The 24,368-nt window shown below is 72.3% G+C and carries 25 protein-coding genes and 1 pseudogene; 16 read left to right on the top strand and 10 right to left on the bottom strand.

What is annotated here, in order from left to right; all coding sequences use genetic code 11:
* Positions 1 to 20: 20 nt before the first annotated feature.
* The 3 genes from IH45_RS0106210 (at position 21) to IH45_RS0106200 (ending at position 2,874) form a co-directional block, all read left to right on the top strand.
* A complete protein-coding gene (locus IH45_RS0106210; RefSeq protein ID WP_030662611.1) occupies positions 21 to 653 on the top strand; it encodes a precorrin-8X methylmutase in 633 nt (210 codons plus the stop codon).
* Complete coding sequence (locus tag IH45_RS0106205; RefSeq protein WP_030662608.1) at positions 650 to 2,191, top strand: precorrin-2 C(20)-methyltransferase; 1,542 nt, start codon at positions 650 to 652, stop codon at positions 2,189 to 2,191. The genes IH45_RS0106210 and IH45_RS0106205 overlap by 4 nt, the downstream gene beginning before the upstream one ends.
* A 182-nt stretch (positions 2,192 to 2,373) precedes the next feature.
* A complete protein-coding gene (locus IH45_RS0106200; protein WP_030662605.1) occupies positions 2,374 to 2,874 on the top strand; it encodes a hypothetical protein in 501 nt (166 codons plus the stop codon).
* A gap of 79 nt (positions 2,875 to 2,953) precedes the next feature.
* On the opposite strand, the gene IH45_RS0106195 is transcribed toward IH45_RS0106200, so the two are convergent.
* Entirely contained in the window at positions 2,954 to 3,772 is an 819-nt protein-coding gene (locus IH45_RS0106195; protein WP_030662602.1) for a helix-turn-helix domain-containing protein, read from the bottom strand.
* Positions 3,773 to 3,897: 125 nt separating this feature from the next.
* On the opposite strand from IH45_RS0106195, the gene IH45_RS0106190 reads away from it, so the two are divergent.
* The 7 genes from IH45_RS0106190 (at position 3,898) to IH45_RS0106160 (ending at position 9,881) form a co-directional block, all read left to right on the top strand.
* Positions 3,898 to 4,125 (top strand): hypothetical protein, encoded by a 228-nt coding sequence (locus tag IH45_RS0106190; RefSeq protein ID WP_030662600.1) that lies wholly within the window; start codon positions 3,898 to 3,900, stop codon positions 4,123 to 4,125.
* Positions 4,126 to 4,589: 464 nt separating this feature from the next.
* The gene (locus IH45_RS0106185) at positions 4,590 to 5,435 is read left to right on the top strand and encodes a DNA glycosylase family protein (RefSeq protein ID WP_234440434.1); all 846 of its coding nucleotides are present in this window, start codon (positions 4,590 to 4,592) and stop codon (positions 5,433 to 5,435) included.
* Positions 5,389 to 6,894 (top strand): B12-binding domain-containing radical SAM protein, encoded by a 1,506-nt coding sequence (locus IH45_RS0106180; protein ID WP_050514578.1) that lies wholly within the window; start codon positions 5,389 to 5,391, stop codon positions 6,892 to 6,894. Before IH45_RS0106185 ends, IH45_RS0106180 begins: the two co-directional genes overlap by 47 nt.
* Positions 6,891 to 7,508, top strand: coding sequence for a dTMP kinase (gene tmk / locus IH45_RS0106175; protein WP_030662594.1), 618 nt, complete (start codon positions 6,891 to 6,893; stop codon positions 7,506 to 7,508). Before IH45_RS0106180 ends, tmk begins: the two co-directional genes overlap by 4 nt.
* A gap of 42 nt (positions 7,509 to 7,550) precedes the next feature.
* Positions 7,551 to 8,015: an NUDIX hydrolase gene (locus tag IH45_RS0106170; protein WP_030662591.1), complete on the top strand. Its 465-nt coding sequence runs from the start codon at positions 7,551 to 7,553 to the stop codon at positions 8,013 to 8,015.
* A 284-nt stretch (positions 8,016 to 8,299) separates the two neighbouring features.
* Positions 8,300 to 9,166, top strand: a complete 867-nt coding sequence (locus IH45_RS0106165) for a quinone oxidoreductase family protein (RefSeq protein ID WP_158812946.1) — start codon at positions 8,300 to 8,302, stop codon at positions 9,164 to 9,166.
* 46 nt (positions 9,167 to 9,212) lie between these two features.
* Positions 9,213 to 9,881, top strand: coding sequence for a TetR/AcrR family transcriptional regulator (locus IH45_RS0106160; protein WP_063762949.1), 669 nt, complete (start codon positions 9,213 to 9,215; stop codon positions 9,879 to 9,881).
* On the opposite strand, the gene IH45_RS0106155 is transcribed toward IH45_RS0106160, so the two are convergent.
* On the bottom strand, positions 9,851 to 10,618 hold the full coding sequence (locus IH45_RS0106155) for a cobalt-precorrin-6A reductase (RefSeq protein ID WP_030662582.1): 768 nt from the start codon (positions 10,616 to 10,618) through the stop codon (positions 9,851 to 9,853). The two genes, IH45_RS0106160 and IH45_RS0106155, sit on opposite strands and share 31 nt — an antisense overlap.
* 17 nt (positions 10,619 to 10,635) lie before the next feature.
* Between IH45_RS0106155 and IH45_RS0106150 the strand changes: the two genes are divergently transcribed.
* Complete coding sequence (locus tag IH45_RS0106150; protein ID WP_030662578.1) at positions 10,636 to 11,817, top strand: cobalt-precorrin-5B (C(1))-methyltransferase; 1,182 nt, start codon at positions 10,636 to 10,638, stop codon at positions 11,815 to 11,817.
* Here the strand turns inward: IH45_RS0106150 and IH45_RS0106145 are convergent.
* Genes IH45_RS0106145 through IH45_RS0106135 form a run of 3 tightly spaced genes read right to left on the bottom strand, consistent with a single transcriptional unit; the run spans position 11,814 to position 14,549 of the window.
* Complete coding sequence (locus tag IH45_RS0106145) at positions 11,814 to 12,422, bottom strand: cysteine hydrolase family protein (RefSeq protein WP_050514576.1); 609 nt, start codon at positions 12,420 to 12,422, stop codon at positions 11,814 to 11,816. The genes IH45_RS0106150 and IH45_RS0106145 overlap by 4 nt on opposite strands.
* A 40-nt stretch (positions 12,423 to 12,462) precedes the next feature.
* A complete protein-coding gene (cobM, locus tag IH45_RS0106140; protein ID WP_030662572.1) occupies positions 12,463 to 13,218 on the bottom strand; it encodes a precorrin-4 C(11)-methyltransferase in 756 nt (251 codons plus the stop codon).
* Positions 13,215 to 14,549: a bifunctional cobalt-precorrin-7 (C(5))-methyltransferase/cobalt-precorrin-6B (C(15))-methyltransferase gene (locus IH45_RS0106135; protein ID WP_030662568.1), complete on the bottom strand. Its 1,335-nt coding sequence runs from the start codon at positions 14,547 to 14,549 to the stop codon at positions 13,215 to 13,217. Before IH45_RS0106135 ends, cobM begins: the two co-directional genes overlap by 4 nt.
* 340 nt (positions 14,550 to 14,889) lie before the next feature.
* Here IH45_RS0106135 and IH45_RS0106130 point away from each other — a divergent pair, with 340 nt between their 5' ends.
* The gene (locus IH45_RS0106130) at positions 14,890 to 15,123 is read left to right on the top strand and encodes a hypothetical protein (RefSeq protein ID WP_030662566.1); all 234 of its coding nucleotides are present in this window, start codon (positions 14,890 to 14,892) and stop codon (positions 15,121 to 15,123) included.
* 223 nt (positions 15,124 to 15,346) lie between these two features.
* Entirely contained in the window at positions 15,347 to 16,507 is a 1,161-nt protein-coding gene (locus IH45_RS0106125; RefSeq protein ID WP_030662563.1) for a cation diffusion facilitator family transporter, read from the top strand.
* 44 nt (positions 16,508 to 16,551) lie between these two features.
* On the opposite strand, the gene IH45_RS0106120 is transcribed toward IH45_RS0106125, so the two are convergent.
* On the bottom strand, positions 16,552 to 17,493 hold the full coding sequence (locus IH45_RS0106120) for an NADP-dependent oxidoreductase (RefSeq protein WP_030662561.1): 942 nt from the start codon (positions 17,491 to 17,493) through the stop codon (positions 16,552 to 16,554).
* Positions 17,494 to 17,868: 375 nt separating this feature from the next.
* Here IH45_RS0106120 and ligD point away from each other — a divergent pair, with 375 nt between their 5' ends.
* Positions 17,869 to 18,804, top strand: a complete 936-nt coding sequence (gene ligD / locus IH45_RS0106115) for a non-homologous end-joining DNA ligase (protein WP_030662558.1) — start codon at positions 17,869 to 17,871, stop codon at positions 18,802 to 18,804.
* Between the two features lie 118 nt (positions 18,805 to 18,922).
* Positions 18,923 to 20,080 carry an ABC transporter ATP-binding protein gene (locus tag IH45_RS0106110; protein ID WP_030662555.1) on the top strand — a complete coding sequence of 386 codons (1,158 nt, stop codon included), beginning with the start codon at positions 18,923 to 18,925 and terminating at the stop codon, positions 20,078 to 20,080.
* 24 nt (positions 20,081 to 20,104) lie between these two features.
* On the opposite strand, the gene IH45_RS0106105 is transcribed toward IH45_RS0106110, so the two are convergent.
* The 4 genes from IH45_RS0106105 to IH45_RS0106090 form a co-directional block, all read right to left on the bottom strand.
* Positions 20,105 to 21,016 (bottom strand): ABC transporter substrate-binding protein, encoded by a 912-nt coding sequence (locus tag IH45_RS0106105; RefSeq protein ID WP_107058580.1) that lies wholly within the window; start codon positions 21,014 to 21,016, stop codon positions 20,105 to 20,107.
* A 65-nt stretch (positions 21,017 to 21,081) separates the two neighbouring features.
* Positions 21,082 to 21,756, bottom strand: a complete 675-nt coding sequence (locus IH45_RS0106100; protein WP_030662550.1) for an ABC transporter permease — start codon at positions 21,754 to 21,756, stop codon at positions 21,082 to 21,084.
* Positions 21,753 to 22,424 carry an ABC transporter permease gene (locus IH45_RS0106095; protein ID WP_030662547.1) on the bottom strand — a complete coding sequence of 224 codons (672 nt, stop codon included), beginning with the start codon at positions 22,422 to 22,424 and terminating at the stop codon, positions 21,753 to 21,755. The genes IH45_RS0106100 and IH45_RS0106095 overlap by 4 nt, the downstream gene beginning before the upstream one ends.
* Positions 22,421 to 23,719, bottom strand: a complete 1,299-nt coding sequence (locus IH45_RS0106090) for an alpha/beta hydrolase (RefSeq protein ID WP_050514575.1) — start codon at positions 23,717 to 23,719, stop codon at positions 22,421 to 22,423. Before IH45_RS0106090 ends, IH45_RS0106095 begins: the two co-directional genes overlap by 4 nt.
* 464 nt (positions 23,720 to 24,183) lie before the next feature.
* Between IH45_RS0106090 and IH45_RS01000000143190 the strand changes: the two are divergent.
* Positions 24,184 to 24,368, top strand: a pseudogene (locus IH45_RS01000000143190) (toxic cation resistance protein); the annotation flags it as partial.

Below are 24,368 nucleotides of genomic sequence, written 5' to 3'. Positions count from 1 at the left end.
ACCGAGGGCAACGAAACACAGTGAGCGAGTTCGACTACGAGAAGGACGGGGCGGAGATCTACCGCCAGTCCTTCGCCACCATCCGCGCCGAGGCGGACCTCGCGCAGCTGCCCGAGGACGTCAGCCGGGTCGCCGTCCGGATGATCCACGCCTGCGGCATGACCGACCTCGTACGCGACCTGGCGTACTCTCCGCAGGTCGTCGCCCGCGCGAGCGAGGCCCTGCGGGGCGGCGCGCCGATCCTCTGCGACGCGAACATGGTCGCCAGCGGCGTCACCCGCAAGCGGCTGCCCGCCGACAACGAGGTGATCTGCACCCTCGCCGACCCCTCCGTACCGGATCTGGCGAAGCGCATGGGCACCACCCGCAGCGCCGCCGCCCTCGAACTCTGGCGCGACCGCCTCGAAGGCTCGGTGGTCGCCGTCGGCAACGCACCCACCGCCCTCTTCCGCCTCCTGGAGATGATCGAGGAGGGCGCGCCCCGCCCGGCCGCCGTCCTCGGCATACCGGTCGGCTTCATCGGCGCGGCCGAGTCCAAGGACGCGCTGGTCCAGCACCCGTCGGGGCTGGAACATCTGGTGGTACGCGGACGCCGCGGCGGCAGCGCGATGGCCGCGGCAGCGATCAACGCGATAGCGAGCGTGGAAGAGTGACCGAGCAGCACACGACGGACCGCACGGCCGGCCAGTCCGGTACGGCCCCGGGGCGCCTGTACGGCGTCGGCCTCGGCCCCGGCGACCCGTCCCTCATGACCCTGCGCGCCGTGGAAGTCATCTCCTCCGCCGATGTGATCGCGTACCACAGCGCCCGGCACGGCCGCTCGATCGCGCGCTCCATCGCCGAGCGCCACATCCGCCCCGACCACCTCGAAGAACCCCTGATCTACCCGATCACCACGGAGTCGACGGACCACCCCGACGGCTACCGGGGCGCCCTCAACGACTTCTACACCGAAGCCGCCGCCCGCCTCGCCGCCCACCTCGACGCGGGCCGCACCGTCGCCGTACTCGCCGAGGGCGACCCGCTCTTCTACGGCTCGTACCAGCACATGCACCAGCGCCTGGCCGACCGCTACGAGACCGAGGTCATCCCCGGCGTCACGTCGGTCAGCGCGGCCGCGGCCCGCCTCGGCAAACCCCTCTGCGAAGCCGACGAGGTATTGACGATCCTCCCGGGAACCCTCCCCACCGAGGAACTGACCGCCCGCCTCGCCGCCACCGACGCCGCGGTCGTCATGAAGCTCGGCCGCACCTTCCCCTCCGTACACCAGGCGCTCACCGACTCGGGCCGCCTCCCGGAGGCCGACTACGTCGAACGCGCGACGATGCCGGGGGAGCGGACGGCACCCTTGTCGGAAGTGGACCCGGCCTCCGTCCCCTACTTCTCCGTCGCCGTGGTCCCCAGCCGCATCGCCACCCCGCCGCCCGCGCCGGCCGCCGGCTCGGTCGTGGTCGTCGGCACCGGCCCGGCGGGCCCGTTGTGGCTCACGCCGGAGTCCCGCGGCGCCCTCGCCTCCGCCACCGACCTGGTCGGCTACACCACCTACCTCGACCGCGTCCCCGTACGCCCCGGCCAGGCGCGCCACGCCTCCGACAACAAGGTCGAGTCCGAACGCGCCGAACTCGCCCTCGATCTGGCCCGCCGTGGCCACCGGGTGGCAGTGGTCTCCGGCGGCGACCCGGGCATCTTCGCCATGGCAACAGCCGTCCTCGAAGTGGCCGCCCAGGAGCCCTACCGCTCCGTCCCCGTACGCGTCCTCCCCGGCGTCACCGCCGCCAACGCGGCAGCCGCCCGCGCGGGCGCGCCCCTCGGCCACGACTACGCGGTGATCTCCCTCTCCGACCGCCTCAAGCCGTGGGAGGTCATCGCCGACCGCCTGCGCGCGGCGGCCTCCGCCGACCTGGCGATGGCCCTGTACAACCCCGGCTCCCGCACCCGTACCTGGCAGGTCGCCAAGGCCCGCGAACTCCTCCTGGAACACCGCGCCCCCGACACCCCGGTGGTCATGGCCCGCGACGTGGGCGGCCCGACCGAGTCCGTACGCGTGGTGCCGCTCGCCGCCCTGGCCCCCGAGGAAGTCGACATGCGCACGATCCTCCTGATCGGCTCGTCGCAGACGGAGTCGGTACGCCGGGAAGCGGGCGACGACCGCGAGACGGTGTGGACGCCGCGGCGGTACCCGGAGGCGTGATCCGACCCCCGGCGGGCGGGCCCGTCCCGCCCGCCGCCCGGTCGCATTTCCGCCATAAGCCTCCGAACCCACCCGGCAAATCCAGCCACGGAAACACCGCGCCTTCGTAGATCACTTAGCGTCGGCGCGGTCCCCCGGCCCGGCGGGACCATCCACGGGGCGCGGAAGCGGGGTACCACCACATGAGCACAACACCGACCAACCACAAGCCCCTACGCTTACGCACCACCGCAGCGGCCACCACCGCCGGTCTCCTGCTCACCCTCACCACCACCGGCTGCGCCACCAGGGAAGAACGCTGCGGCCCGGAGCCGACCAAGCGCTACGGCGCCGCCGATCTGTACGGTGAATGGTCCTCTCGCAGGGGAGTGTCGATAGACCTCAAAAACCTCGGCGGCAGGCTCGGCCGCACCTTCCTGACCCACGACTGGCCGAAGGACACCACCGCCGAGCAGGCCACCGCCGAGCCGCCCCCTTCGGGCATCATGGGCGACGGCAATTGGAACGTCTCCCAGAACCGCACCACGCTCACCCTCACCTTCGACCGCATCGACGCCGAACTGGCACGCAGCACGGTCAGTTCGCTGCGAATAGGCGAGGAAAAGAGCCACCCGGTCCTGTACCGACAGCTCGCGGGCGGCCCGGAGGAGTGCCACGTCCTGGAACTGCGACGCGAGCGCTGAGTCAGGGGCGCGCCACCTCGCCCCACCTCGCTCCCGCTTCGGGCCCGCCCCCTCGCACCGCAGCGCTTTTTTCGGGCCCTCACGGCGCTGCGCGGTCCGCCAACTCCTGGATGTACGCGACCGACTCACGCGGCGACAGAGCCACATCGCGCACCTTGTCGTACGAGGCCCAGTACTCGGTGAACTTGTCCGCGTCCTCGACCATTCCCCCGGCCTTGCACCCTTCCAGATAGGCGACGCAACTGCCGTCCGCCATCCACAGCAACGAGAGGGAGCCTCCCATCAGATCGTGGCCGCCCGCGGTGAACGGGAGTACCTGAACGGTCATGCGGGGGGCCGACGAGGCTTCCACGAGGTGCAGCAATTGCCCGTGCCAGATGTACGGATCAGCAGCGGGCCGCACAAGAACCGACTCGTCGATGATGATGCGGATGTCAGGCGGCGGGTCCCGCCGCAGCAGTTCTTGCCTGCCGAGGCGTCGGGCGACCCGTTGCTCCAGCAAGTCGGCGTCGATGTGCGGTGGCCAGGACAGCACGGCACGCGCGAACGCCTCGGTCTGCAGAAGCCCGGGAATGCACGTCACGTACTTGTGCATGAACCTGGCCTTGGCCTCGTACTCCATGAACAGCTCGTACTTGTCGGTGAAGACGTTCTGGTGCGCCAGCCTCCACAGTCCGACGAGCAGCCCTTTGGTGCCGTAAGTCCGGTCCAGCGCCTCCATGACCTGCCGCTTGGAAAGGCGCTCGCCGTTCTCAAGGCGGTTCAGGTAGGTGCGGTCGTAATTGGTCTCCTCGGCCAGCTGAGCCAGTGACCGCCCGGACGTTTCCCGGAGGCGGCGCAACTCGCGGGACAGCACATCCCGGGCCAGGTTCTGAGCCTCAAGCACACACGCGGTCATCTCGTCTCCTCTGTTGCCCGGCGTGACGACAACGCCGGGCTCCTACCAGCGAACGCGGCCGAGCGTAACGATGCACGTACGCAAAGTGTTTGCGGATTTCACCGACCGTTCAAAGGCAGAAACACATGGCTACGACCGAGCCCATCCGAACCACAAATACGATCAAAATCGCCGAGGAAGCGCGCGATGAACTCCGCACCGCCCTCACCGCCGTCGGCATCAAACTCCCGACGCTGAGCCTGGACACCCCCTCCATCACCGGCGACATCGCCCGGCCACTCGTCACGCTCGGCCGCTGCACCCCCGAAGTGGCCCGCCGCCTCGCCGCCGTACTCCGGACGTGCTCAACGTGACCGACGAGCAGCCGCAGCCCCCACCCCCGAAGCCGCCCCCGACCCCGGACGACACCACCCGCCGCGAGGCCCTGGCGGCACGCGTCCGCGAAGCCAACCGCTGGAGTACGTCATGGCCCCGGTGAAACGCGCTTGCGCGCCGTAGCCCGGCCGTACCCTCAGCCACCACCATGCATGTCGGCTCACCTCGAACCCCGGCCTCCGGCTCACCGCCGTCGGCGACCTGCTTGTTCACCGTTCGCATCGAATGCGCACCCGGCATGGATTGGCGCCGCCATTACGAGGCTCTCCGCTACACGCTGATCGACACCCCAGCAGAACTGGGCCAGGGCCTACGCGCCTACCTGGATGCGTTCAGCCTCGTCTTCGGCACCTTCGGCTTCGGCCTGTTTTCCGCTCGCAGGCGACCATCGCGGGGGCAGACTGGTGCGCTTCATCCGTCACGCGATACGGAGACCGGCACAGTGGCTCTCACCCTTATCACCGACCACCCGGCCTGGATGGACGGCCCGCACGGAACGCGCGTGCGCCTGGTCGCCTACCAGGGTTCTCCCTGGCTCGCGGTGTGCTCGCCGGCCCAGGCACTAACGCTGCGCTTGGTCGGCGCGGAGGGCGACGGCCAGAGCCCGCCGGTGCTGTCCGTGGCGCCCAGCATCTTGCCCGCGTCCCGTACTGCCGCGACCCTGGTGCAGTGCCTCGCCTCCCTGGGCACGGTGCAGCGGCTGACGAACCCCAGCCTGTGGGACGCGATCACCACCGCGATCCTGCGGCAAGTCGTGCGCGCCGACCAGGCCCGTCGGGTCTACCGGTCCTGGTGTCAGGTGCACGGCCCGGCCGTGCCCGCCGAGTCCAGCGTCCTGCCACCGTGCCCGGACCCCGAGACCGTACTCAGCTTGTGCGACCGGCAGTTCACGGAGGCCAACACGACGTTCCACCGCACCGCGCTGCGCGCCGCAGCCGCCGCCTACCGCGCACGCCACCACACCTGGGAGCAGCTCAGCCCGGACGACCTCGTCAAGGCCCTGCAAGAGGTGCCGCGGATCGGCCCGTGGACGGCGGCGGCCGCGGCCGCCGACTACACCGGTGACTTCGCGGTCTACCCGCACGGCGACCTCGCGGTGCGCACCTGGGCCCGCCGCGCCGACCCCGATCACTCCTTCCCCGACGGCGAGCACGCCTTCAGTGCCTACTGGCGGCGCCTGGCCAACGAGGACCGTACCGCCCTGCACGCTCTGACCCTGTTCACGCTGACCTGGGGGAGCCATGTCCGCACCGCACGGCCAGGAGATATCTCGTACCCACCCGCTTGACCTCATCGCCGGCGCGGACCGGACCCGCGCCCTGGACGCACTGTTCGTCAACGCCCCGTTACGCGACTACGCCCTGCGCCCGCGGGTGAACGACTACACCCTGCCCGTCCTCGGCATGGCCTACATCGCCACCTACGCCCACCAGGCCGGGTTCAGCGTCGGTGTGCTGGATGCCGAGGCGCACGGTCTTGGCCTGGCGCAGACCACCGAACTGATCAACGCTGCCCGCCCGCGGTGGGTCGGTATGAACCTGCTCGCCCCCACCTACGAGCTGTCCGCCCGCATCGCGGCCCACCTTGCCGACGACATCGCCCTGGTCGTCGGCGGTCATCAGGCCAAGGCCATGCCGCAGCGCATCCTCGCCGACCCGCGCATGGACCGCCTGCACGCCCTGGTCATCGGCGAAAGCGAGACCCGCACCGCCGCGCTGCTGGAGGATGCCAAGCGACGCACCGAACTGCCCGGCGTGCTGTGGCGCGACCGGCTGCTGAACACCACCGCCCGGGGCATCGCACCGCCCGGCACCACCGGCCGACACCTGGCGCCCGACATCGACGCGCTGCCGTTCGTCGACCGCCGCTACCTGCCCCAGGACCCCTGCACCGCCCCTGACGGCCGGATCGAAGCCAACATCGTCGGCAGCCGCGGCTGCCCCTACGACTGCGGCTTTTGCGGAGCGGCCGTCTCCGCCAACCCCGACGTCAAGATCCGCACCCGCCGTCCGGACAACATCGTCGCCGAACTCGACGACTTGAACGCCCGCTACGGCGCCACTGCCTTTCGCTTCGTCGACGACCTCTTCCTGGGCGCGGCCCGCATCATCCGCCCCGCCATGGACGCCTTCACCGCCCACCGCATCGGCGAGCGCTACGTGTGGGACGCCACCGGCCGCATCAACGTCCTGCACCGCGTCGACGACGCCCTGCTCGACACCCTGGCCCGCAACGGCCTGCGCGAAGTCGCCCTGGGCATCGAATCCGGCAGCGACCGCATCCTGGCGGCCATGGACAAGCGCATCACCGCCGCCATGACCGAGCACGTCGCACGCCGCCTGATGGAGCGGGGTATCCACGTCAAGGGCTACTTCATCCTCGGCTACCCCGGCGAACAGCATGAGGACCTTGCGGCCACCGAACGGCACATCCGTGCCCTGTGGGGCCTGGCCGACCTGCTGCCGGGCAGCTTCCGCGCCTCGGTCTTCGAATTCCGCCCCTACCCGGGCACCCCCGTGTGGCAGCAACTGACCGTCGCCGGCCACGCGCCCGCCGACCTGCTCGCCTACGCCGACATCGACCTCACCGACCACGGAGCCGACGAAACCATGCGCGCCCGCGACGAGTTCAACTTCAGCGTCGGCATCCAGTTCGGCGCCGTCCCCCTGACCACACTGCGCGCCACCCTGGCCGCCCTCACCCGCGAGCAGCACGCCCGCACCGGGCGCCAGAGGATGACGGCATGACACTGCCCCCACGGCCCGGACAGTTCATCACCCTTGACGGCCCCGGCGGGGTCGGCAAGTCGACCACTCTCGCCGCCCTGACCGAACACCTGTGCCGCCGCGGCGAGAAGGTCCACGCCACCACCGAGCCCTCGCACAGCACGCTCGGCCAGTTCACCCGCGCCCACGTCGACCAGATCCACGGCCGCGCCCTGGCCTGCCTGGTCGCCGCCGACCGCTACCACCACCTGCACACCGAGATACAGCCCCGCCTGGCCGCCGGCGACACCGTCGTGTGCGACCGCTACCTGGCCTCCACCCTCGTCCTCCAGCGACTCGACGATGTCCCCGAACCCTTCCTGCTCGCCCTCAACGCCGACATCCGGCTGCCCGACCTCGCCGTCCTCCTGACCGCCGCACCCGAAACCATCGCCACCCGCCTGGCCTGCCGCGGTGCCCACCACCGCTTCGAAGAAGACCCGGACATGCCCGGACGGGAGATCGCGCTCTACCGCGACGCCGCCCGCACCTTCGAACGCCTGAGCGTTCACGTCCTTGTCCTCGATATCAGCACCCTCACCCCCACGGAGACCGCTGCCCGAATCGCTTTCACCATGGCGTCACGGGGACGCTAGCGTCGGGCACCACAACGGCCCCGACGAGCACACGGTGACCCCATGTCCACAGCAACCCCCATCGTCGACACCCACGTGATCCTGCGCGACGGCGACAAGATCCTCCTGTCCCGGCGCGGCAGCTCCTACGGCTACGGCCGCTGGCACCTGCCCTCGGGCAAACTCGACACCGGCGAACCCCTCACCGCCGGCGCGGCCCGCGAACTCTTCGAAGAGACCGGCATTACCGCCCACCCGGACAGCCTGCGACAGGTCCACGTCGTGCATCACCGGCAGGCTCCCGGCGCCGAACGCCTCGGCTTCTTCTTCCTGGCCACCCGTTGGGAGGGTGAACCCACCAACCGCGAGCCCGACAAGTGCCTCGATCTGCGCTTCTTCGACGTTCAGGACCTGCCGGAGGACATCATCGAGTACCCAGCCGCCGGCCTGTACGGCTATCTCACCAACGCGGGACCGCTGACGCTGCACGGCTGGGCACCAGCATGGCCGCCCCCCAACACCGACTGATCACCCCATGCGCCCGCCACGGCGACGTGTACGGCGGCGATGGCCGCAGCATCGCCCTCCTCCCCACGATGTGGTGACGCGGGGTGGGCGGGGTGAGGCCGCTACAGCGAGGTCTTGACGACCGGACCATCCCACAATAACGTTCCGATTCGGATCGGAACGTTAATTTGAGCTCGGATCATTCGTCATCGTGAGGGAGCCGCACAGTGAAAGCAGTGGTCGTCAGGTCTTCCGGAGGACTCGCCGTGACCGAGGCGCCGGACCCGGTCCCCGCCCCCGGCCAGGTGCTCGTCGACGTCGATGCGGCCGGTTTCGGGTTTGTGGATGTCATGGCGCTGCGGGGTGAGTACCCGGGGTTCCCCGGTGTGGGGGCGGTGCCGGGGGTGGAGGTCGCCGGGCGCGTTGCGGCGGTCGGGCGGGAGGTCGCCGAAGGGCTGGTCGGACAGCAGGTCCTGGCCATGCTGCCGGGCTTCGGGGGCTTTGCCGAGCGGATCGTGACCGATGCCGAGCTGATCTTTCCGGTTCCGCGGGGCGGCCGGGCCGTCGACGCGGTCGCGATCGGCGTCAACGCGCTGGTCGCCGAGCTCGCGCTCCACCGGGTGGGGGCGGCCGCCGGAGAGCGGGTGCTCGTCCGGGGTGCCGGTGGCGGGATAGGGACGCTTGCCACGCAGATCGCGCGTGCCCGGGGAGCCGAGGTCACCGCCGTCACCTCGTCGGCGGCCCGCGGTGAACGCCTGCGGGCCCTGGGCGCCGCGCACATCGTCGACCGGACCGAATCCGCGATTCCCGGTGCGGACTACGACGTCGTCGTGGACACGGTCGCCGGCCCGGACCTGGAAAAGCATCTCGAACTGCTGCGGCCCAACGGTCGCTACATCCTCTGCGGCGCCGCCGGCGGCTTCCCCGACGTGGGCTCTTTCGCGCCGCTGCTGCGCGATTTCCACAAGTCGTTGTCGCTGAGCGCGCTCAGTCTCAATTCGGTGGCTCCGGAGGACCTTCGACAGTCCTGGAAGAGGGTGGTGGCGCTGCTGGAAGAAAGCCGTGTCTCGGCCGTGGTGGATCAGGTCTTCCCGCTCACCGAGGCCGAGGACGCCCTTCGCCGGGTGGCGGCCGGAAAGGCGTTCGGCAAGGTCGTACTGCTGCCCCGGTAGGGTTGCCGGGCAAACAGGGTTGGCGTGCGGTTCCCGGGAGTGTTCGATGGCGCGCAGGCGGGACGAGCGGATCGACCACGCCGTGCTGGCCGCGACGATCGAACTCGTACGGGAAGTCGGCTACCGCAACCTGACCATGGAAGCCATCGCGAGGCGGGCGGGAACCACCAAACCCGCCATCCGCAGGCGCTGGGAGAGCCAGAAACACCTGGTCGTCGAGGCCATGGCGCAGGACCGGGCCGGTGTTGTGGAGATCGACACCGGGTGCACCCACTGCGACATCGTCGGGCATCTCGAAGCGCTCCGGGCCGCGATGGACGATCCGGCCCTCGGCCATGTGCTCCCCGCGCTGGTGGCCGACCTCGCGGACGACCCGGAGCTGCGGGAACGCTTCCTCACCGCGTTCTGGGAACCCCGCCGGGAAGCCTGCACCGTGTCCCTGCGCACGGCCCAGGAACGCGGCGACCTGCGGCCCGGCCTCGACATCGACCTCGTGATGGACCTGTTCGCCGCGCCCATCGTGTTCCGGGCGCTCTTCGGGCACTCCGGCCTCGGGCCGGAGTTCCCTGAGGATGTGGTGTGCGCTGTGCTCACCGGAACCGGAACCGGAACCGGCAGTAGAAGCGGGAGCAGGGGCGGGACCGGCGAGGGGCATTGCTGCACGAAGAGCGGCGCCCCGCGCGGTCACAGCGCCAGCAGCCAGGCCACCGCCTGATCCGGAGTCTCGGCCACCGGTACGCCCGGCGGGACGGGCGGCCGTCGTACGACCACCACCGGAACCCCCGCCTCCCGCGCCGCCTCCAGCTTCGGCGCCGTGGCCGCGCCGCCGCTGTCCTTCGTCACGAGGACGTCGATGCGGTGGTCCCGGAGGAGGGCCCGCTCGTCTTCGAGGCTGAAGGGGCCACGGGCGAGGAGGACCTGCATCCGCGGTGGGAAAGGCGGCTCCGGCGCGTCCACCGAGCGGACCAGGAACCACTGGTCGGTGAGGTGGGCGAAGGTGGCGAGGCCCATGCGGCCGGTGGTGAGGAAGACGCGGTGGCCGAGCCCCCGTACGGCTTCCGCGGCCTCGGTCAGGGACGCCACCGGGTGCCAGGTGTCGTCCGGGCCGGGGACCCAGCCGGGCCTGCGGAGGGCGAGCAGGGGAACATGGGCCGTGGCGGCGGCCTGCGCCGCGTTGAAACTGATCGTGCCGGCGAAGGGATGGGTGGCGTCGATGAGCGCGTCCACCGCGTGCTCGCGCAGCCAGTGTGCGAGGCCGTCCGGGCCTCCGAATCCGCCGATGCGGACCTCTCCGGCCGGGAGCCGGGGCGCGGCCACCCGCCCGGCGAGGGATGTGGTGACGCGCGTACCGGGGAGCCGGTCCGTCAGGTCGGCGGCCAGCCGGCGGGCCTCGGTCGTACCGCCGAGGATCAGGATGTGCGGAACGCGTACGGGTCCGGCGGGGACGCTCATGGCGGGCGGGTTTCTCCATGGGTGAGGCACGTACGGGTACGGGTGCGGATACGAACGGTACGGCAGGCGCCACCGGCGGCCGTACGGCCCAGCTCGCCCACACCGGGCTCCGGCACGGCTGGACGACCGGCGCCTGCGCCACCGCGGCGACCACGGCCGCGTACACGGCCCTGTTGACGGGGGATTTCCCCGACCCGGTGCGGATCACCCTGCCCAAGGGGCAGACGCCCGCGTTCGCGCTGGCCGCGGAGGAGCTGGCCGGGGACCGCACCGTGGCCATGGCCGCCGTCGTGAAGGACGCGGGGGACGACCCCGACGTCACGCACGGCGCGCTGATCCGCGCCACCGTGCGCCGCCTTCCCACAGGCAGCGGCGTGGTGTTCAAGGCCGGGCCGGGGGTGGGCACGGTCACCCGCCCCGGGCTGCCGCTGGACGTGGGCGAGCCGGCCGTCAACCCCGTACCCCGGCAGATGATGCGTGAGCATGTCGCCGAGGTCGCGGCGCGGTACGGGGGCAGCGGGGACGTCGAGATCGAGCTGTCGGTCGATCACGGCGAGGAGATCGCACGGAGTACCTGGAATCCGCGGCTGGGGATTCTGGGCGGGCTTTCGATCCTGGGGACGACCGGGATCGTCGTCCCGTACTCGTGCTCGGCGTGGATCGACTCGATCCGGCGCGGCGTGGACGTGGCGCGCGCCGCCGGGCGTACGCACGTGGCCGGGTGCACCGGCTCGACCTCGGAGAAGGTCGTGGTGGCCGAGCACGGTCTGCCCGAGGACGCGCTGCTGGACATGGGCGACTTCGCGGGCGCGGTGCTGAAGTACGTACGGCGGCACCCCGTACCCCGGCTGACGGTCTGCGGCGGCTTCGCGAAGCTGTCCAAGCTGGCCGCGGGGCACCTGGATTTGCATTCGGCACGTTCGCAGGTGGACAAGGGGTTCCTCGCGGAGCTGGCCCGGCAGGGCGGCGCGGACGAGGCGCTGGCGGGCGAGGTGGCCACGGCCAACACGGGGCTGGCCGCCCTCCAGCTGTGCGCGGCGCGTGGCGTGCCGCTCGGCGACCTGGTGGCCGCGACCGCCCGTGACGAGGCCCTGGCGGTCCTGCGCGGGGCCCCGGTCGCGGTGGACGTGATCTGCATCGACCGGGCGGGGAACGTGGTGGGACGGGCCGCCCCGCGCGGACCCCGGGACGCCGCTTAGGCCGGGCCCGACGCCCCCTCGAACGGCACGTCCTTCGCATACGCGACGATCTCCACCTCGTCGCCCAGCGCCCACTCCGCCACCCGCGAGGCCATCGCCGCCGGGACGCCCTCCGTCTCGCCGGGCGCGGGCGGCACGTCGTACGTACCGTGCGCGTCGTGCGGCAGGACGACGCGGTACTTCCGCTCCAGGGCGCTGCGGGCGGTCGCCAGTACGCACATCTCGGACATCACGCCGCAGACGACGAGGGACCGCACCCCGGATTCGGTGAGCAGGCCGCCCAGCGGGGTGTCGTGGAAGCCGTCGTCCTCCGTCTTGCGGATCACGACCTCGCGGGGGCCCGGCGCGACCGGCAGGTGCAGCTCCCAGCCCTTGGTGCCCGTCTCGTCGGACATGCCGGGCGCGCCGTCGTTCTGAAGGTGGACGATCAGGGCGCCGGCGGCCCGGGCGCGGTCGACCAGGTCCTCAAGGCGCTCCTGGACGGCCGCCGCGTGCGGCGCCGCCTCCTCACCCTCGAAGAACGCCGACTGGACGTCTACGACGATCAGTGCCTCGACGGGCCGCACGCCGCTCTCGCTCACAACAGGTCGCGCACTCTCGCTCATCCGGCCGATCCTGCTGCGCCCACCGTTCCCGATCAACCGGTTATTCGGCCCGGTTCGGCCGCTCCCGCTCCGTCGAGTACAGATGGCTGTCGCGGAACTGCGAGGCACCCAGCGTGCGGCCGACCATGATGACCGCCGTACGGACCACGCCCGCCGCCTTCACCTGGTCCGCGATGTCGGACAGCGTGCCGCGCAGCACCAGTTCGTCGGGGCGGGAGGCCATCGCGACGACCGCGGCGGGGCAGTCGGCGCCGTAGTGCGGCAGGAGTTCGGCGACGACCCGGTCCACGTAGCGGGCCGCGAGGTGCAGGACCAGGAGGGCACGGCTGCGGCCCAGCGTGGCCAGGTCCTCGCCCTCCGGCATCGGGGTGGCCTGCTGGGCGACGCGGGTGAGGACGACGGTCTGGCCGACGGTGGGGACGGTCAGTTCGCGCTTCAGGGCGGCCGCCGCGGCGGCGAACGCGGGGACGCCGGGGACGACCTCGTACGGCACACCCGCCGCGTCCAGACGGCGCATCTGCTCGGCCACGGCGCTGAAGACGGACGGGTCGCCGGAGTGCAGCCGGGCCACGTCCTTGCCCTCCTCGTGGGCGCGCACCAGCTCCGCGGTGATCTGGTCGAGGTCCAGATCGGCCGTGTCGACCAGGCGCGCGCCGGGCGGGCACTCGGCGAGCAGTTCGCGCGGCACCAGGCTGCCCGCGTACAGACACACCTCGCAGCGGGCCAGCGTACGGGCGCCGCGCAGCGTGATCAGGTCGGCGGCGCCCGGTCCGGCGCCGATGAAGTGGACGGTCACTGTGCGTCTCCTGGGGCTGAGGGGGTGGGGGGAGGGCCGAGGGGGGCGTCGGTCTTCGTCACGGACCACTGCGTCACCGGCATCGCCTGCCGCCACCCGGTGAAGCCGCCCACCGGCACGGCGTGCGCCACCGCGAGGCGTACGAGGTCGCCGCCGTGCCGCCGGTACCAGTCGGCGAGCAGCGCCTCGGACTCCAGCGTCACCGTGTTGGCGACCAGCCGGCCGCCCGCCGGCAGCGCCGCCCAGCACGCTTCCAGGAGGCCGGGTACGGTCAGGCCCCCGCCGATGAACACCGCGTCGGGCGCCGGGAGTCCGGCGAGCGCCGCGGGCGCGGGGCCGGTGACCACGCGCAGGGCCGGTACGCCGAGCGCGTCCGCGTTGCGGGCGATGCGTTCGGCCCGTACGGCGTCCCGCTCGACGGCGACGGCGCGGCAGGACCGGTGCGTACGCATCCACTCGATGCCGATGGAGCCGGAGCCGCCGCCGACGTCCCACAGCAGTTCGCCGGGCGCGGGGGCCAGCGCGGCGAGCGTGGCGGCACGGACATGACGCTTGGTCAGCTGGCCGTCGTGCTCGTACGCGTCGTCCGGCAGGCCGGGGGCGGCGGAGAGCCGGAGGGCGTCCGGGGCGCGGACGCAGTCCAGGGCGACGACGTTGAGCGGGTCGGTGCGGTCGGAGGCGGCGGGCGGCCAGTCCTCCGCCGTGCCCTCGGACTGCCGCTCGCGCGGGCCGCCGAGCTGCTCCAGTACGCGCATCCGGGTCGGCCCGAAGCCGCGCTCCCGCAGCAGGCCGGCGACCTGTTCGGGCGTCCCGGCACCGGCGGAGAGGACGAGCAGGCGGCGGCCGTCGTGCAGGGCGGCCGTCAGGCCCGCGAGGGGGCGGCCCACGAGGGTGACGACCTCCGTGTCCTCGACGGGCCAGCCGAGTCGGGCACACGCGTACGAGACGGAGGACGGGTGCGGCAGCACGCGGGGCGGCGCCGCACCCGCCTCGCCGAGCACCTCGGCCAGCGTCCGCCCGATGCCGTAGAACATCGGGTCGCCGCTGGCCAGGACGCACACCTCGCGCCCGGCGTGCGCGGCGAGCAGCCCCGGCACGGCGGGCCGCAGCGGTGACGGCCAGGGGACGCGCTCGCCCGTGCAGTCGGCGGGCAGCAGTGCGAGCTGCCGCGTACCGCCGATGAGCGTTCCGGCGCCGCGCAGGGCTTCCTGGGAGGCGGCGGGCAGCCCGTCCCAGCCGTCGGCGCCGATGCCGACGACGGTGACGCGGGCGGCGGCGGGGGCCGGGTCTGGGGTGTGCGGCGCGCGCGCTGCGGGCGGGGCGGGGCTCACTGCCGGTTACCTCGGGGCTTCGGTCGTACGGGAGTCGGAAGAGGGTCGGACGGGCCGCGGGGCGGCGGCACCGCGGAGTGGTACGGGATGGCACGACCGGCCCGGAGGACACGGATGTCAACCCGGCACGGACCATCCGGACGGGGCGTTTCAAGGGTAAGAGGCGGTCTCCGGCGGCTTCGCGGGCGGTCCCGTACACCCGCTTGCGCGGGTATCGCCACAAGCTCTCCCGAATTCGTTTTACGGCCCCATAATTGGCTACTCCTAGTAATCGTGGTTTCACCGAGCGATGCTCTTCGGTGGAAGCGCGACACGGGCACCGAGGGAAGGCGCTGGGATCATGGACACAGTGGAACGCGCGACGGCGGACGAGACGGTCACGGACGCGGAAGCCGCACGGGACGAACTACGGGACGCCCTGGCCGGAGCGGGCATCACCCTGCCGTCGCTGGGGCTGGACGGCCCGTCGCTGGCCGCCGACGCACCACGGCCCCTGGTCGAACTGGGCCGCTGCGCACCCGAGGTGGCCCGGCGCCTGGCGGCCGCACTGCGGCGCACGGTCCAGGACCGTTGACGACGCCTGCGTGCACGAGCCGGGACCGGTAACGGCCGGGCGGGCGGCCCGGGGCTGGGCCGGGCCGCCGCACGATATCCCGGGAGCACCGCTCTGACCTGCGGTGATGCGCCGTTCGACGGGAATGACAACGGTCACCGGTGCAGCCTTTGGATCTAGCGGCGAAGTGCGGTTTGCTTCCTTGCGCACGTCCTTTCGGACGCCCTTGGGAAGGAGCGCGCCCATGACCGAGCACGCCCACGCCGACGCCACCACCTCCGGACACCCACCGCCCACCGCGCACGGGCCCGCCCCCGCCCACACGGACGGCCGGGACCACTCATCCGGCCGTGACCACTCGCCCGGCCACGGTCACTCCCATGGGCCGGGAAGCCACTCCCACGGCCACTCCCACGGGCCCGGGGGCCACTCCCACGCCCTCTCCCCCGACGCCGACCGCCGCTGGCTGCGGGCCGCGCTGGCGCTGATCACGGCGTTCATGGCCGTGGAGGTGGTGATCGGTTTTCTGGCGCGCTCCCTGGCGCTGATCTCCGACGCGGCCCACATGCTCACCGACGCGGCCTCGATCGTGCTGGCCCTGGTCGCGATGCGGCTGGCCGCCCGGCCCGCGCGCGGCGGCTACACGTACGGACTCAAGCGCGCCGAGATCCTGTCCGCGCAGGCCAACGGCATCACGCTGCTCGTGCTGTCGCTCTGGCTCGGCTACGAGGCGATCACCCGCCTGGTGGACCCGCCCGAGGTCACCGGCGGCCTGGTCGTGATCACCGCGCTCGCCGGGATCGCCGTCAACGTGGTGGCCGCCTGGTGCATCTCCAAGGCCAACCGCAGCAGCCTGAACGTCGAGGGCGCCTACCAGCACATCCTGACCGACCTGTTCGGCTTCATCGCCACCGCCGTCGCCGGCGCGGTGGTGCTGTTCACCGGCTTCGCGCGGGCCGACGCCATCGCCTCGCTCGTCGTGGTCGTGCTGATGCTGCGGGCCGGCACCGGCCTGGTGCGCGAGTCCGGCCGGATCTTCATGGAGGCCGCACCGAACGGCGTGGACCCGGACGCGCTGGGCGATCACCTCGTCGAGGCGGACCAGGTGGTGGAGGTCCACGACCTGCACATCTGGGAGATCACCTCCGGCGAGCCGGCCCTGTCCGCGCACATCCTGGTGGCCCCGGGCGGCGACTGCCACGCCGTACGCCGAAATCTGCACGACCTGCTGAGCCGAAAGTACGGAATCACCCACGCCACCCTCCAGGTCGACCACGTGGGCGAGCAGCCGCTGCCCGGCGAGGTGCTGCACATAGCGGCCGGGCCGGACGACGCGGCGCTCGTCCCCCCGCACTGCGAGGACACGCACGGGCCGGTGCACCGGCCGGGGCCGCACGATCACTGAGGGGCGCCGGGCCCTCGCGGCCCAGGCCCACCCGGCCCGGCCCTTCAGAAACTGATGACCGTCTTCCCCTGCGCATGCCCCGTACGGCTGGCCACCAGCGCCTCCGGCGCCTCCTCCAGGGCGACCTCGCCGCTGATGATCACCGTCAGCCGTCCCGCGTCCAGCTGCCCGGCCAGGATCTCCAGCAGCTGCGGCGAGGGCCGGTTGTGGAAGTTGAAGCCGCGCAGGTTGTGGTCGGTCAGTACGTCCGCGTCCGCGGACCCGACGGTGGAGACGGCCGTACCGCCGTCCCGCACGGTCCGGGTCATCTCGCCGAACGCGGTCGGGCCGCCGACCAGGTCGAGCAGCACGTCCACGCCGTCCGGATGGGCCGCGAGCACCTGGTCGGCCACCGGACCCACCGTGTGGTCCACGGTCTCCACCGCGCCCAGGCCGGTCAGCAGCTCGGCCAGGCCGTCCCGGGCGGTGGCGATCACCTCCGCGCCCCGGCCGGCCGCGAGCTGGGTGGCGAAGAGGCCGACACCGCCGGTCCCGCCGACGATCAGGACACGCTTGCCCTCGCCGATCCGGGTCTCCTCCACCAGGTTGTACGCGGTCGTGCCGGCCGTGGGTACGGCGGCGGAGGCCGCGTACGTGACGGCGCGCGCCGCGCCCGCCACCGCCCGCTCGTCGGCCACCGCGTACTCCGCGTACGAGCCGCCGCCCCGCTCCGGCCGCTGGAACTGCCCGAACACCGCGTCCCCCACCGACAGGCGGCGCACGCCGGTGCCGACGGCGACCACCTCGCCCGCGCCGTCCGAGCCCAGGACGAGCGGGAAGGAGTGCCGCGCGGTGTCCTTGAGGAGGCCGTCGGCGATCTTCCAGTCGACCGGGTTGACCCCGGCGGCGGACATCCGCACCAGGACCTCGCCCGGGCCGGCCTGCGGCTCCGGCAGCTCCATGAGCTGAGGCTGTTCGCCGAATGCGGTGACTGCTACGGCCTTCATCGTCGCGTTCCTTCCGCCCGTGTCCGGTCCTTGTCCGGCCCGTGCCCGGCCTGCGTCCGGTGGTCTGTGTCCGCCCGTGCGATCCACCCTCCCGACCGGTGGCAGGGCAAGGGCCGCCGTCAACGTGACGCCTGTCGTGGCCCGCCTTCGGGTGAAACGACGCCGGGAGACGACAGCCCTCAGGATCGTAAGCACGTGAAGCGGGCGTATCGGGCAGGACAAGGCCGGTGCGCCGGAAGCAACTCGTACGGCCCCAGCCCGGAGCCGCGCACCGCCGCACCGCGGACGCGGCCCGGTCGGCGCCGAACGGGTGCCGCCCGGCCCCCGCTCCGCCCCGCGTTTGCCGCGCGCCCCCGCCGGTTACCCGTCCCCGATATGAGCGGCAAGAGCGGCGGGACGGACGACACACGCACCATCAAGGCGGGGCGGCGTACGGTCAAGGTCAGCCGGCCGGACAAGGTCCTCTTCCCGGACGACGGGATCACCAAGGGCGACCTGGCCGACCACTACAAGGCGGTCGCCCGGCGCGCGGTCCCCCATCTGCGCGACCGTCCGCTGATGATGGAGCGGCACCCCGACGGCATCGGCGGCAGGCCCCTGATGCAGAAGAACGCGCCCGACTACTTCCCGGAATGGGTACGGCGTTCGGAGCAGTCCAAGGAGGGCGGCACGGTCACCCACGTCGTCTGCGACGACCCGGCGACCCTCGTCTACCTCGCCGACCAGGCCAGCGTCACCGTCCACCGCTGGCTCTCCCGGGAACACCGCCCCGACCACCCCGACCTGCTGATCTTCGACCTCGACCCGGCCGAGGGCGCGGACTTCGAGGACGTACGGTGGGCCGCCCACCGCGTCTGCGAACTGTGGGACGCGCTGAAACTGCCCGCCCGCCTGATGACGACCGGCTCACGCGGCCTGCACGTCATCGCGCCACTGGACGCCGGCTCCGACTTCGACTCCGTACGCGACTTCGCGCACCTCGCCGCCGGCCTCCTCGCCCGGCGCCACCCGGACCGCCTCACCACCGAACAGCGCAAGGCCGACCGCAAGGGCCGCATCTACCTGGACGTGCAGCGCAACGCGTATGCGCAGACGGCGGTGGCGCCCTATTCCGTACGGGCCAAGCCGGGCGCGCCGGTGGCCACCCCGATCACCCGCGACGAGCTGGACGACCCGGAGCTGACGGCCCAGCGGTGGACGGTGGCCACCATCCCCGACCGCCTTTCCGAGCCCGACCCGTGGTCGGGCCTGTCCTGGCGCGGCCGGTCGGTACGGGCGGTGCGGGAGCGGTTGGAGGGGCTGGAGGAATGAGGGGCTGACGGGGCCGGAAAGGCTGGGGGAATAACAGCTGGACCGGGAAGCCCCGGGGAGATGTGCCCGTTTGCCCGCATAAAGCGACCGTCCCGGAGCCGCGGGCTTCAATGGACCAATGATCCGGTTCGAGTCCGTCACCAAGCGCTACCCGGACGGCACCACCGCCGTGGACGACCTCTCCTTCGAGGTGGCCGAAGGCGAGCTGGTGACGCTGGTCGGGCCGTCCGGCTGCGGCAAGACGACCACCATGAAGATGGTCAACCGGCTCATCGACCCGACCAGCGGCCGGATCGACGTCGAAGGCCGGGACATCGCCACGACCGACCCCGTACGCCTGCGCCGCCGCATCGGCTACGTCATCCAGCAGACCGGCCTCTTCCCGCACCGCACCGTTCTCGACAACACCGCCACCGTCCCCCACCTGCTCGGCTGGCAGCGCAAGAAGGCCAGGGACCGCGCGGCCGAACTCCTGGAACTGGTCGGCCTGGACCCCGCCGTACACGGGCCGCGCTACCCGGAGCAGCTGTCCGGCGGCGAGCGGCAGCGCGTCGGCGTGGCCCGCGCGCTGGCCGCCGATCCGCCCGTCCTGCTGATGGACGAGCCGTTCGGCGCGGTGGACCCGGTCGTCCGCGACCGGCTCCAGCAGGAGTTTCTGCGGCTCCAGGCGTCCCTGCACAAGACGGTGCTGCTGGTCACCCATGACATCGAGGAGGCGATCCGGCTGGGCGACCGGATCGCGGTCTACGGGCAGGGCCGGATCGAGCAGTACGACACGCCGGCGAGCGTGCTGGGCGCGCCCGCCTCCCCGTACGTCGCCGAGTTCGTCGGCAGCGACCGGGCGCTGAAGCAGCTCGTGGTCACCGGCATCGACCCCGGCGACCTGGAACACCCGCCCTTCGCCCGCCTCGGCGAACCGGCCGCCAGGGCGGCGGAGCGGCTGCGCGCGGAGGGAGCGCGCTGGGCCGTCGTCCTGGACGAGGAGGGCGGACTGCACGGCTGGGTGGGCACGGAGGAGATGGCCGCCGCTCGGGGGAACGTTTCGGCGCATGCGCGCCGGATGGAGGCGTGGGTACCGGTGAGCGGTTCCCTGAAGGACGCCTTCAGCGAGATGCTCCAGTACGACGCGGGCTGGATCGCCGTGGTGGACGGCACCCGTTTCCTGGGCGTCCTGACCCCGGCCAAGCTGCACGAGGCGCTGCGGCGCACGATCGGGGCGGATGAGCAGGGGGTGCCGCGGGAGGAGACCGAGGTGGATTCGGTGCCTACGGAGTGAGGTGCCACGGATCGGTACCTCCGCCTACAACAACCCCTTCTTCCGCAGATAGTCCCGCGCCACGTCCTCCGGGAGCCGCCGCCAGCTGTCCACCCGCTGGTTGAGGTCGGCCAGGTCCTCCGTCGTCAGTACGGAGTTGAGCTTGCCCAGCGCGGCGGCGACCCGCTCACTGCCCGCCCGGGCCCGGTTGACCACCGGAACGACATAGTCCGCGTTCTGGAGCTTCTTGTCGTCGTCCAGGAAGACCAGCCCGAACTGCTCGACGGTGGCGTCCGTGCTGGTCGTGAGCACCATCTGGTCCTGCCCGTTCTGTACGGCCTGCTTGGCGGGCGTGGTGCCCACCCCCTTCGGGTCGACGGCCGTGATGTCGATCCCGTACGTACGCTTCAGGCCCGGCGCGCAGAACGGCCGCTGTACGCATTCGTCGCCCGCCGCCAGCCGTACCGGCAGCTTGGCGCGCCCGAGGTCGCTGAGGGTCTTCAGACGGTGCTGCTCGGCGTACGAGGCGGCCACGGCGAACGCGTTCTGGTCGACGGCCCGGCCCGGCGGCAGCACCGTCAGGCCGCGGGGCGTGGCCAGGCTCCGCAGCGCCTTCATGGTCGTGTCGAGGTCCGGGGACGCGACCGGGTCGGCGTCCGCCCCCTTGGTCTTGGCGTTCAGCCAGTCGGCGAAGGTCGCCGCGTACTCCGGTACGACGTCGATCTGGCCGCCCTCCAGGGACGGCTCGTACAGCTCCCGGTTCCCGACGGTGAGAATGCTCGTCCCGTACCCCGCCTTGCGGAGCAGCACCGCGTACATCTGGGCCAGCAGCTCGCTCTCGGTGAAGCCGGCCGAGCCGATGGACAGGTGGCGGCTGTCGCCGGGCGCGGCGGTGACCTGACCGCGGTTCTCCAGGGAGGGGCCGGTGGCGCAGCTGGTGAGGGTCAGCGCCACCAGCGCCGTGAGGTGAGCGCACCGGCGCGTGCGCCGGAGCGTCGCCGCCGATGCACCACCCCACCCGCTCACCGCGCCCGCCCCCGCGACCACGCGGGCCCCAGCCGCTGCGCCACCTCGAACAGCGCCTCCAGCAGCAGCGCGAACACCGCAACGATCACCGCGCCCGCGACCACCTGCGGAGTGCTCGCCAGATTGAACCCGGCGGTGATGATCCGGCCGAGCCCGCCCCCGCCGACCAGCGCCGCCAGCGTCGCCGTGGCCACCAGCTGCACCGCCGCGATCCGTACACCCGTCAGCACCAGCGGCAGCGCCAACGGCACCTCGACCCGCCACACCAGCTGCCCGCCCGACATCCCCATCCCGCGCGCCGCCTCCACCACGTTCCGGTCCACCCCCCGCATCCCGACGTACGCGTTGGTCAGCAGCGGCGGCAGCGCGAACAGCACCAGCGCGATGAACGTCGGCCAGTCCCCGTGCCGCCCGAGCGGCGTGAGCAGGAGCAGCACCAGCACCGCGAAGGTGGGCACGGCCCGGCCGACGTTGGCGAGGTTGACGGCCAGCGCGCCGCCCCGGCCGAGGTGCCCGAGGGTGACGGCGACGGGCAGCGCGATCAGGCACGAGGCGAGCAGGCAGCCGACGGTCAGCAGCAGGTGTTCCACGAGCCGGTGCCAGACACCGTTCTCACCGGCCCAGTTCGCGCCCGTACCGAGCCAGGTCCAGACGTCCCCGAGCGTGCTCATACGCGCCGCCACGGCGTCAGCAGCCGCTCCAGGCCGAGCAGCAGCAGATCGAAGGCGACGGCGATGACGACGCACAGGACGGAAGCCGTCAGCACCTGCGCCTTGAAGTACGAGTTCATTCCCGCATAGATCAGGTTGCCCAGCCCGCCATGGCCGACGATCGCGCCGATCGTCGTCAGCGCGACGGCCGAGACGGTGGCGATCCGCAGCCCCGCCATCGCGGCGGGCACCGCCAGCGGCAGTTCGACGCCCAGCAGCTGCCGCAGCGGCCCGTACCCCATGCCGCGCGCGGCCTCCTTCGCCTCCTCCGGTACGCCCGCCAGGCCCGCCAGGATGTTCCGTACGAGGAGGGTGAGCGAGTACAGCGCCAGGCCCACGATGACGAGCGTGGCGGACAGCCCGTACAGCGGCAGCAGCAGCGAGAACATCGCCAGCGACGGGATGGTGTAGAGCACGGTGGTCAGGCCCAGCACGGGCCCCACGGCCCACCGCCACCGGCGCGCGAGCAACGCCAGCGGCAGCGCGATCGCCAGCCCGAGCAGCACGGACACCACGGTGAGGTGCAGGTGCTGGAGGACGGCGTCGAGGAGGATGTGGCGGCGGGTGGCGAGGTAGTCGCCGCAGATCCAGTCGTTGCGGGCCAGGCAGTCGTCCGGAGGGGCGGTCACGGTAGAAGTTCACCGCGGTGGGGGGCTGATGTCGCGGTGGGTGGGCCGGACGGGTGGGATGCCCGGGCCGTCGGTGACGGTACGGCCCCAGCCCCCGGCCGCTTCGGCCGTGCGTGCGCCGCCTCCACGTCCTGCGGGAACGTCAGCTGCCGCCCCTGCCACTCCAGCGCCGGCGCCACCTCCCGCCGCCACGTCGAGAACTGGTGGCTGCCGCGCGGCAGGATGATCGAGTCGACCGTCATCGGGGGCCTCGCGGCCTTGATGAACCGCAGGGTGTCGCGGTAATTCGGCTCACCCAGGCGGCTGCTCGCCACCAGCGCGGAGACCTGCGGCACGGGCCGGTTCCCCAGCCGCCACAGCAGATCGTGCTCGCGCTCGCGCCGCGCGGCCGCGGCGCCGCCGCCGAACAGGCTCCCGGTCGTCAGGTCGTCCTTCACCGCGTAATCACCGGACAGCGATACGGCGGACGTGTAGGCGCCGGGGTTGCGCAGGGCCATCAGCAGCGAACACGTACCGCCGGACGAGTAGCCGAACGCGCCCCACGCGCTGGGGTCGTGGCCGACCCGGTACGCCGCCTTGACGGCCTCCGGCAGATCGCGCGTGAAGAACGTCTCGGCCTGCGGTCCGCCCGGCACGTCCACGCACTCGGTGTCGCGCGGCGGCGCGATCGTCGGCCGGACCATCACCAGGACGGTCGGCTGCATCCGGCCCTCCCCGATCAGCTCGCCCGCGGTCTGCGGGATACGGAGGTGCTGGGCGAGGTTCATGATGCCGCCCGGGTAGCCGCTGATGACGACGGAGACGGGGAAGCGCTGACGGCGGTACTGGTGCTGGAAGTACTGCGGCGGCAGGTAGACGAAGGCCGGGTTGACGACGCGGGTACGGCGCCCGACGATCCGCACGGACTCCACCTTGCCGGCCCTGTCCGGCGCCCCCTTGGGCAGCCCGCTCACCCGATCCAGTCCCTGCGGCCCCGCCGGCTGGACCAGCCCGCCCCGCAGGCTGCCGGCATCGGCGTACCGCGGACCACCGTCGCCCTTGTTGACCGCCACCGGGGCCTCGTCGGTGTTGCCCAGCAGCTCGTCCCAGCTGCTGTAGAACTCGAAGCTGGAGTTCACGGCGAGCGCGAGCGAACACAGCACGGCCACCTGCGTGACGAGGATGGACCCGAGCCTGCCCAGTACGGGAAGGGTCCCGCGCCGGGACAGCCGGGGCCACTGCCACACCGTGAGCCCCACACAGACCACGGCCAGCACGACCACCACGACTTCGAGCGACTGACTGGTCAGCCCCATGCGCCCACATCTCCCGTCACCCGTACGAGGGTTGTCCGGCCCTCCCGAACTGCCGTCAGGGTCAACGGGCGGCCGGGGTTATGGTCACCGGGCGGCGGGCGAACGGGGCGTGCGCCGGGCCCGCGGGCACCGCGCGGACGACGCTGACGGTACGGATGTCCGCGCCCCGGCCTCCCAATTTCCGCTCCCCGCTTCGCACATCCGACCGCCGCACATACGCTCTCCCCCACACGCCCCCACCACCACGCATCCACCGCACCCCCACCCGACAGACACCCCAGCCCCACCTCGATCCCATACCACCACCCACCACAAAACACCCAAACGGGGCGTGCCGCGAGACGCGCGGGGTCCCACGATGGGACCGGGCCAGGCGGCTACCCTTACGTGTCCGGCCTGGTCAGGGACATGTCCGCGCTTCTCGGACATTCGCCGCACCGTACACACGCTAGAGAGGTTCGCCGATGGGCATTCGGAGTCTGCTGCGCAACGCTTTCGGTCGCTCCAAGGCGGCCCGCGAGGAATCGAACGAGGCGGCGAGCGGCACACGGACGCCGGAAGCGGCAACGATCCCGGAGGCCCGCGAAGAGGCCACCCCGGCACCCGCCGCCCCCCGTGACCCCGCCGTCCCCACCGCCCGCACCGCCCC

Origin of the sequence: Streptomyces rimosus subsp. rimosus, from assembly GCF_000720725.1 — a bacterium.
In the GTDB taxonomy this organism is placed as follows: Bacteria; Actinomycetota; Actinomycetes; order Streptomycetales; family Streptomycetaceae; genus Streptomyces; species Streptomyces rimosus_A.
The sequence above is the reverse complement of the archived record's forward strand: the minus strand, read 5'-3'. Positions and strand labels throughout refer to the sequence as shown.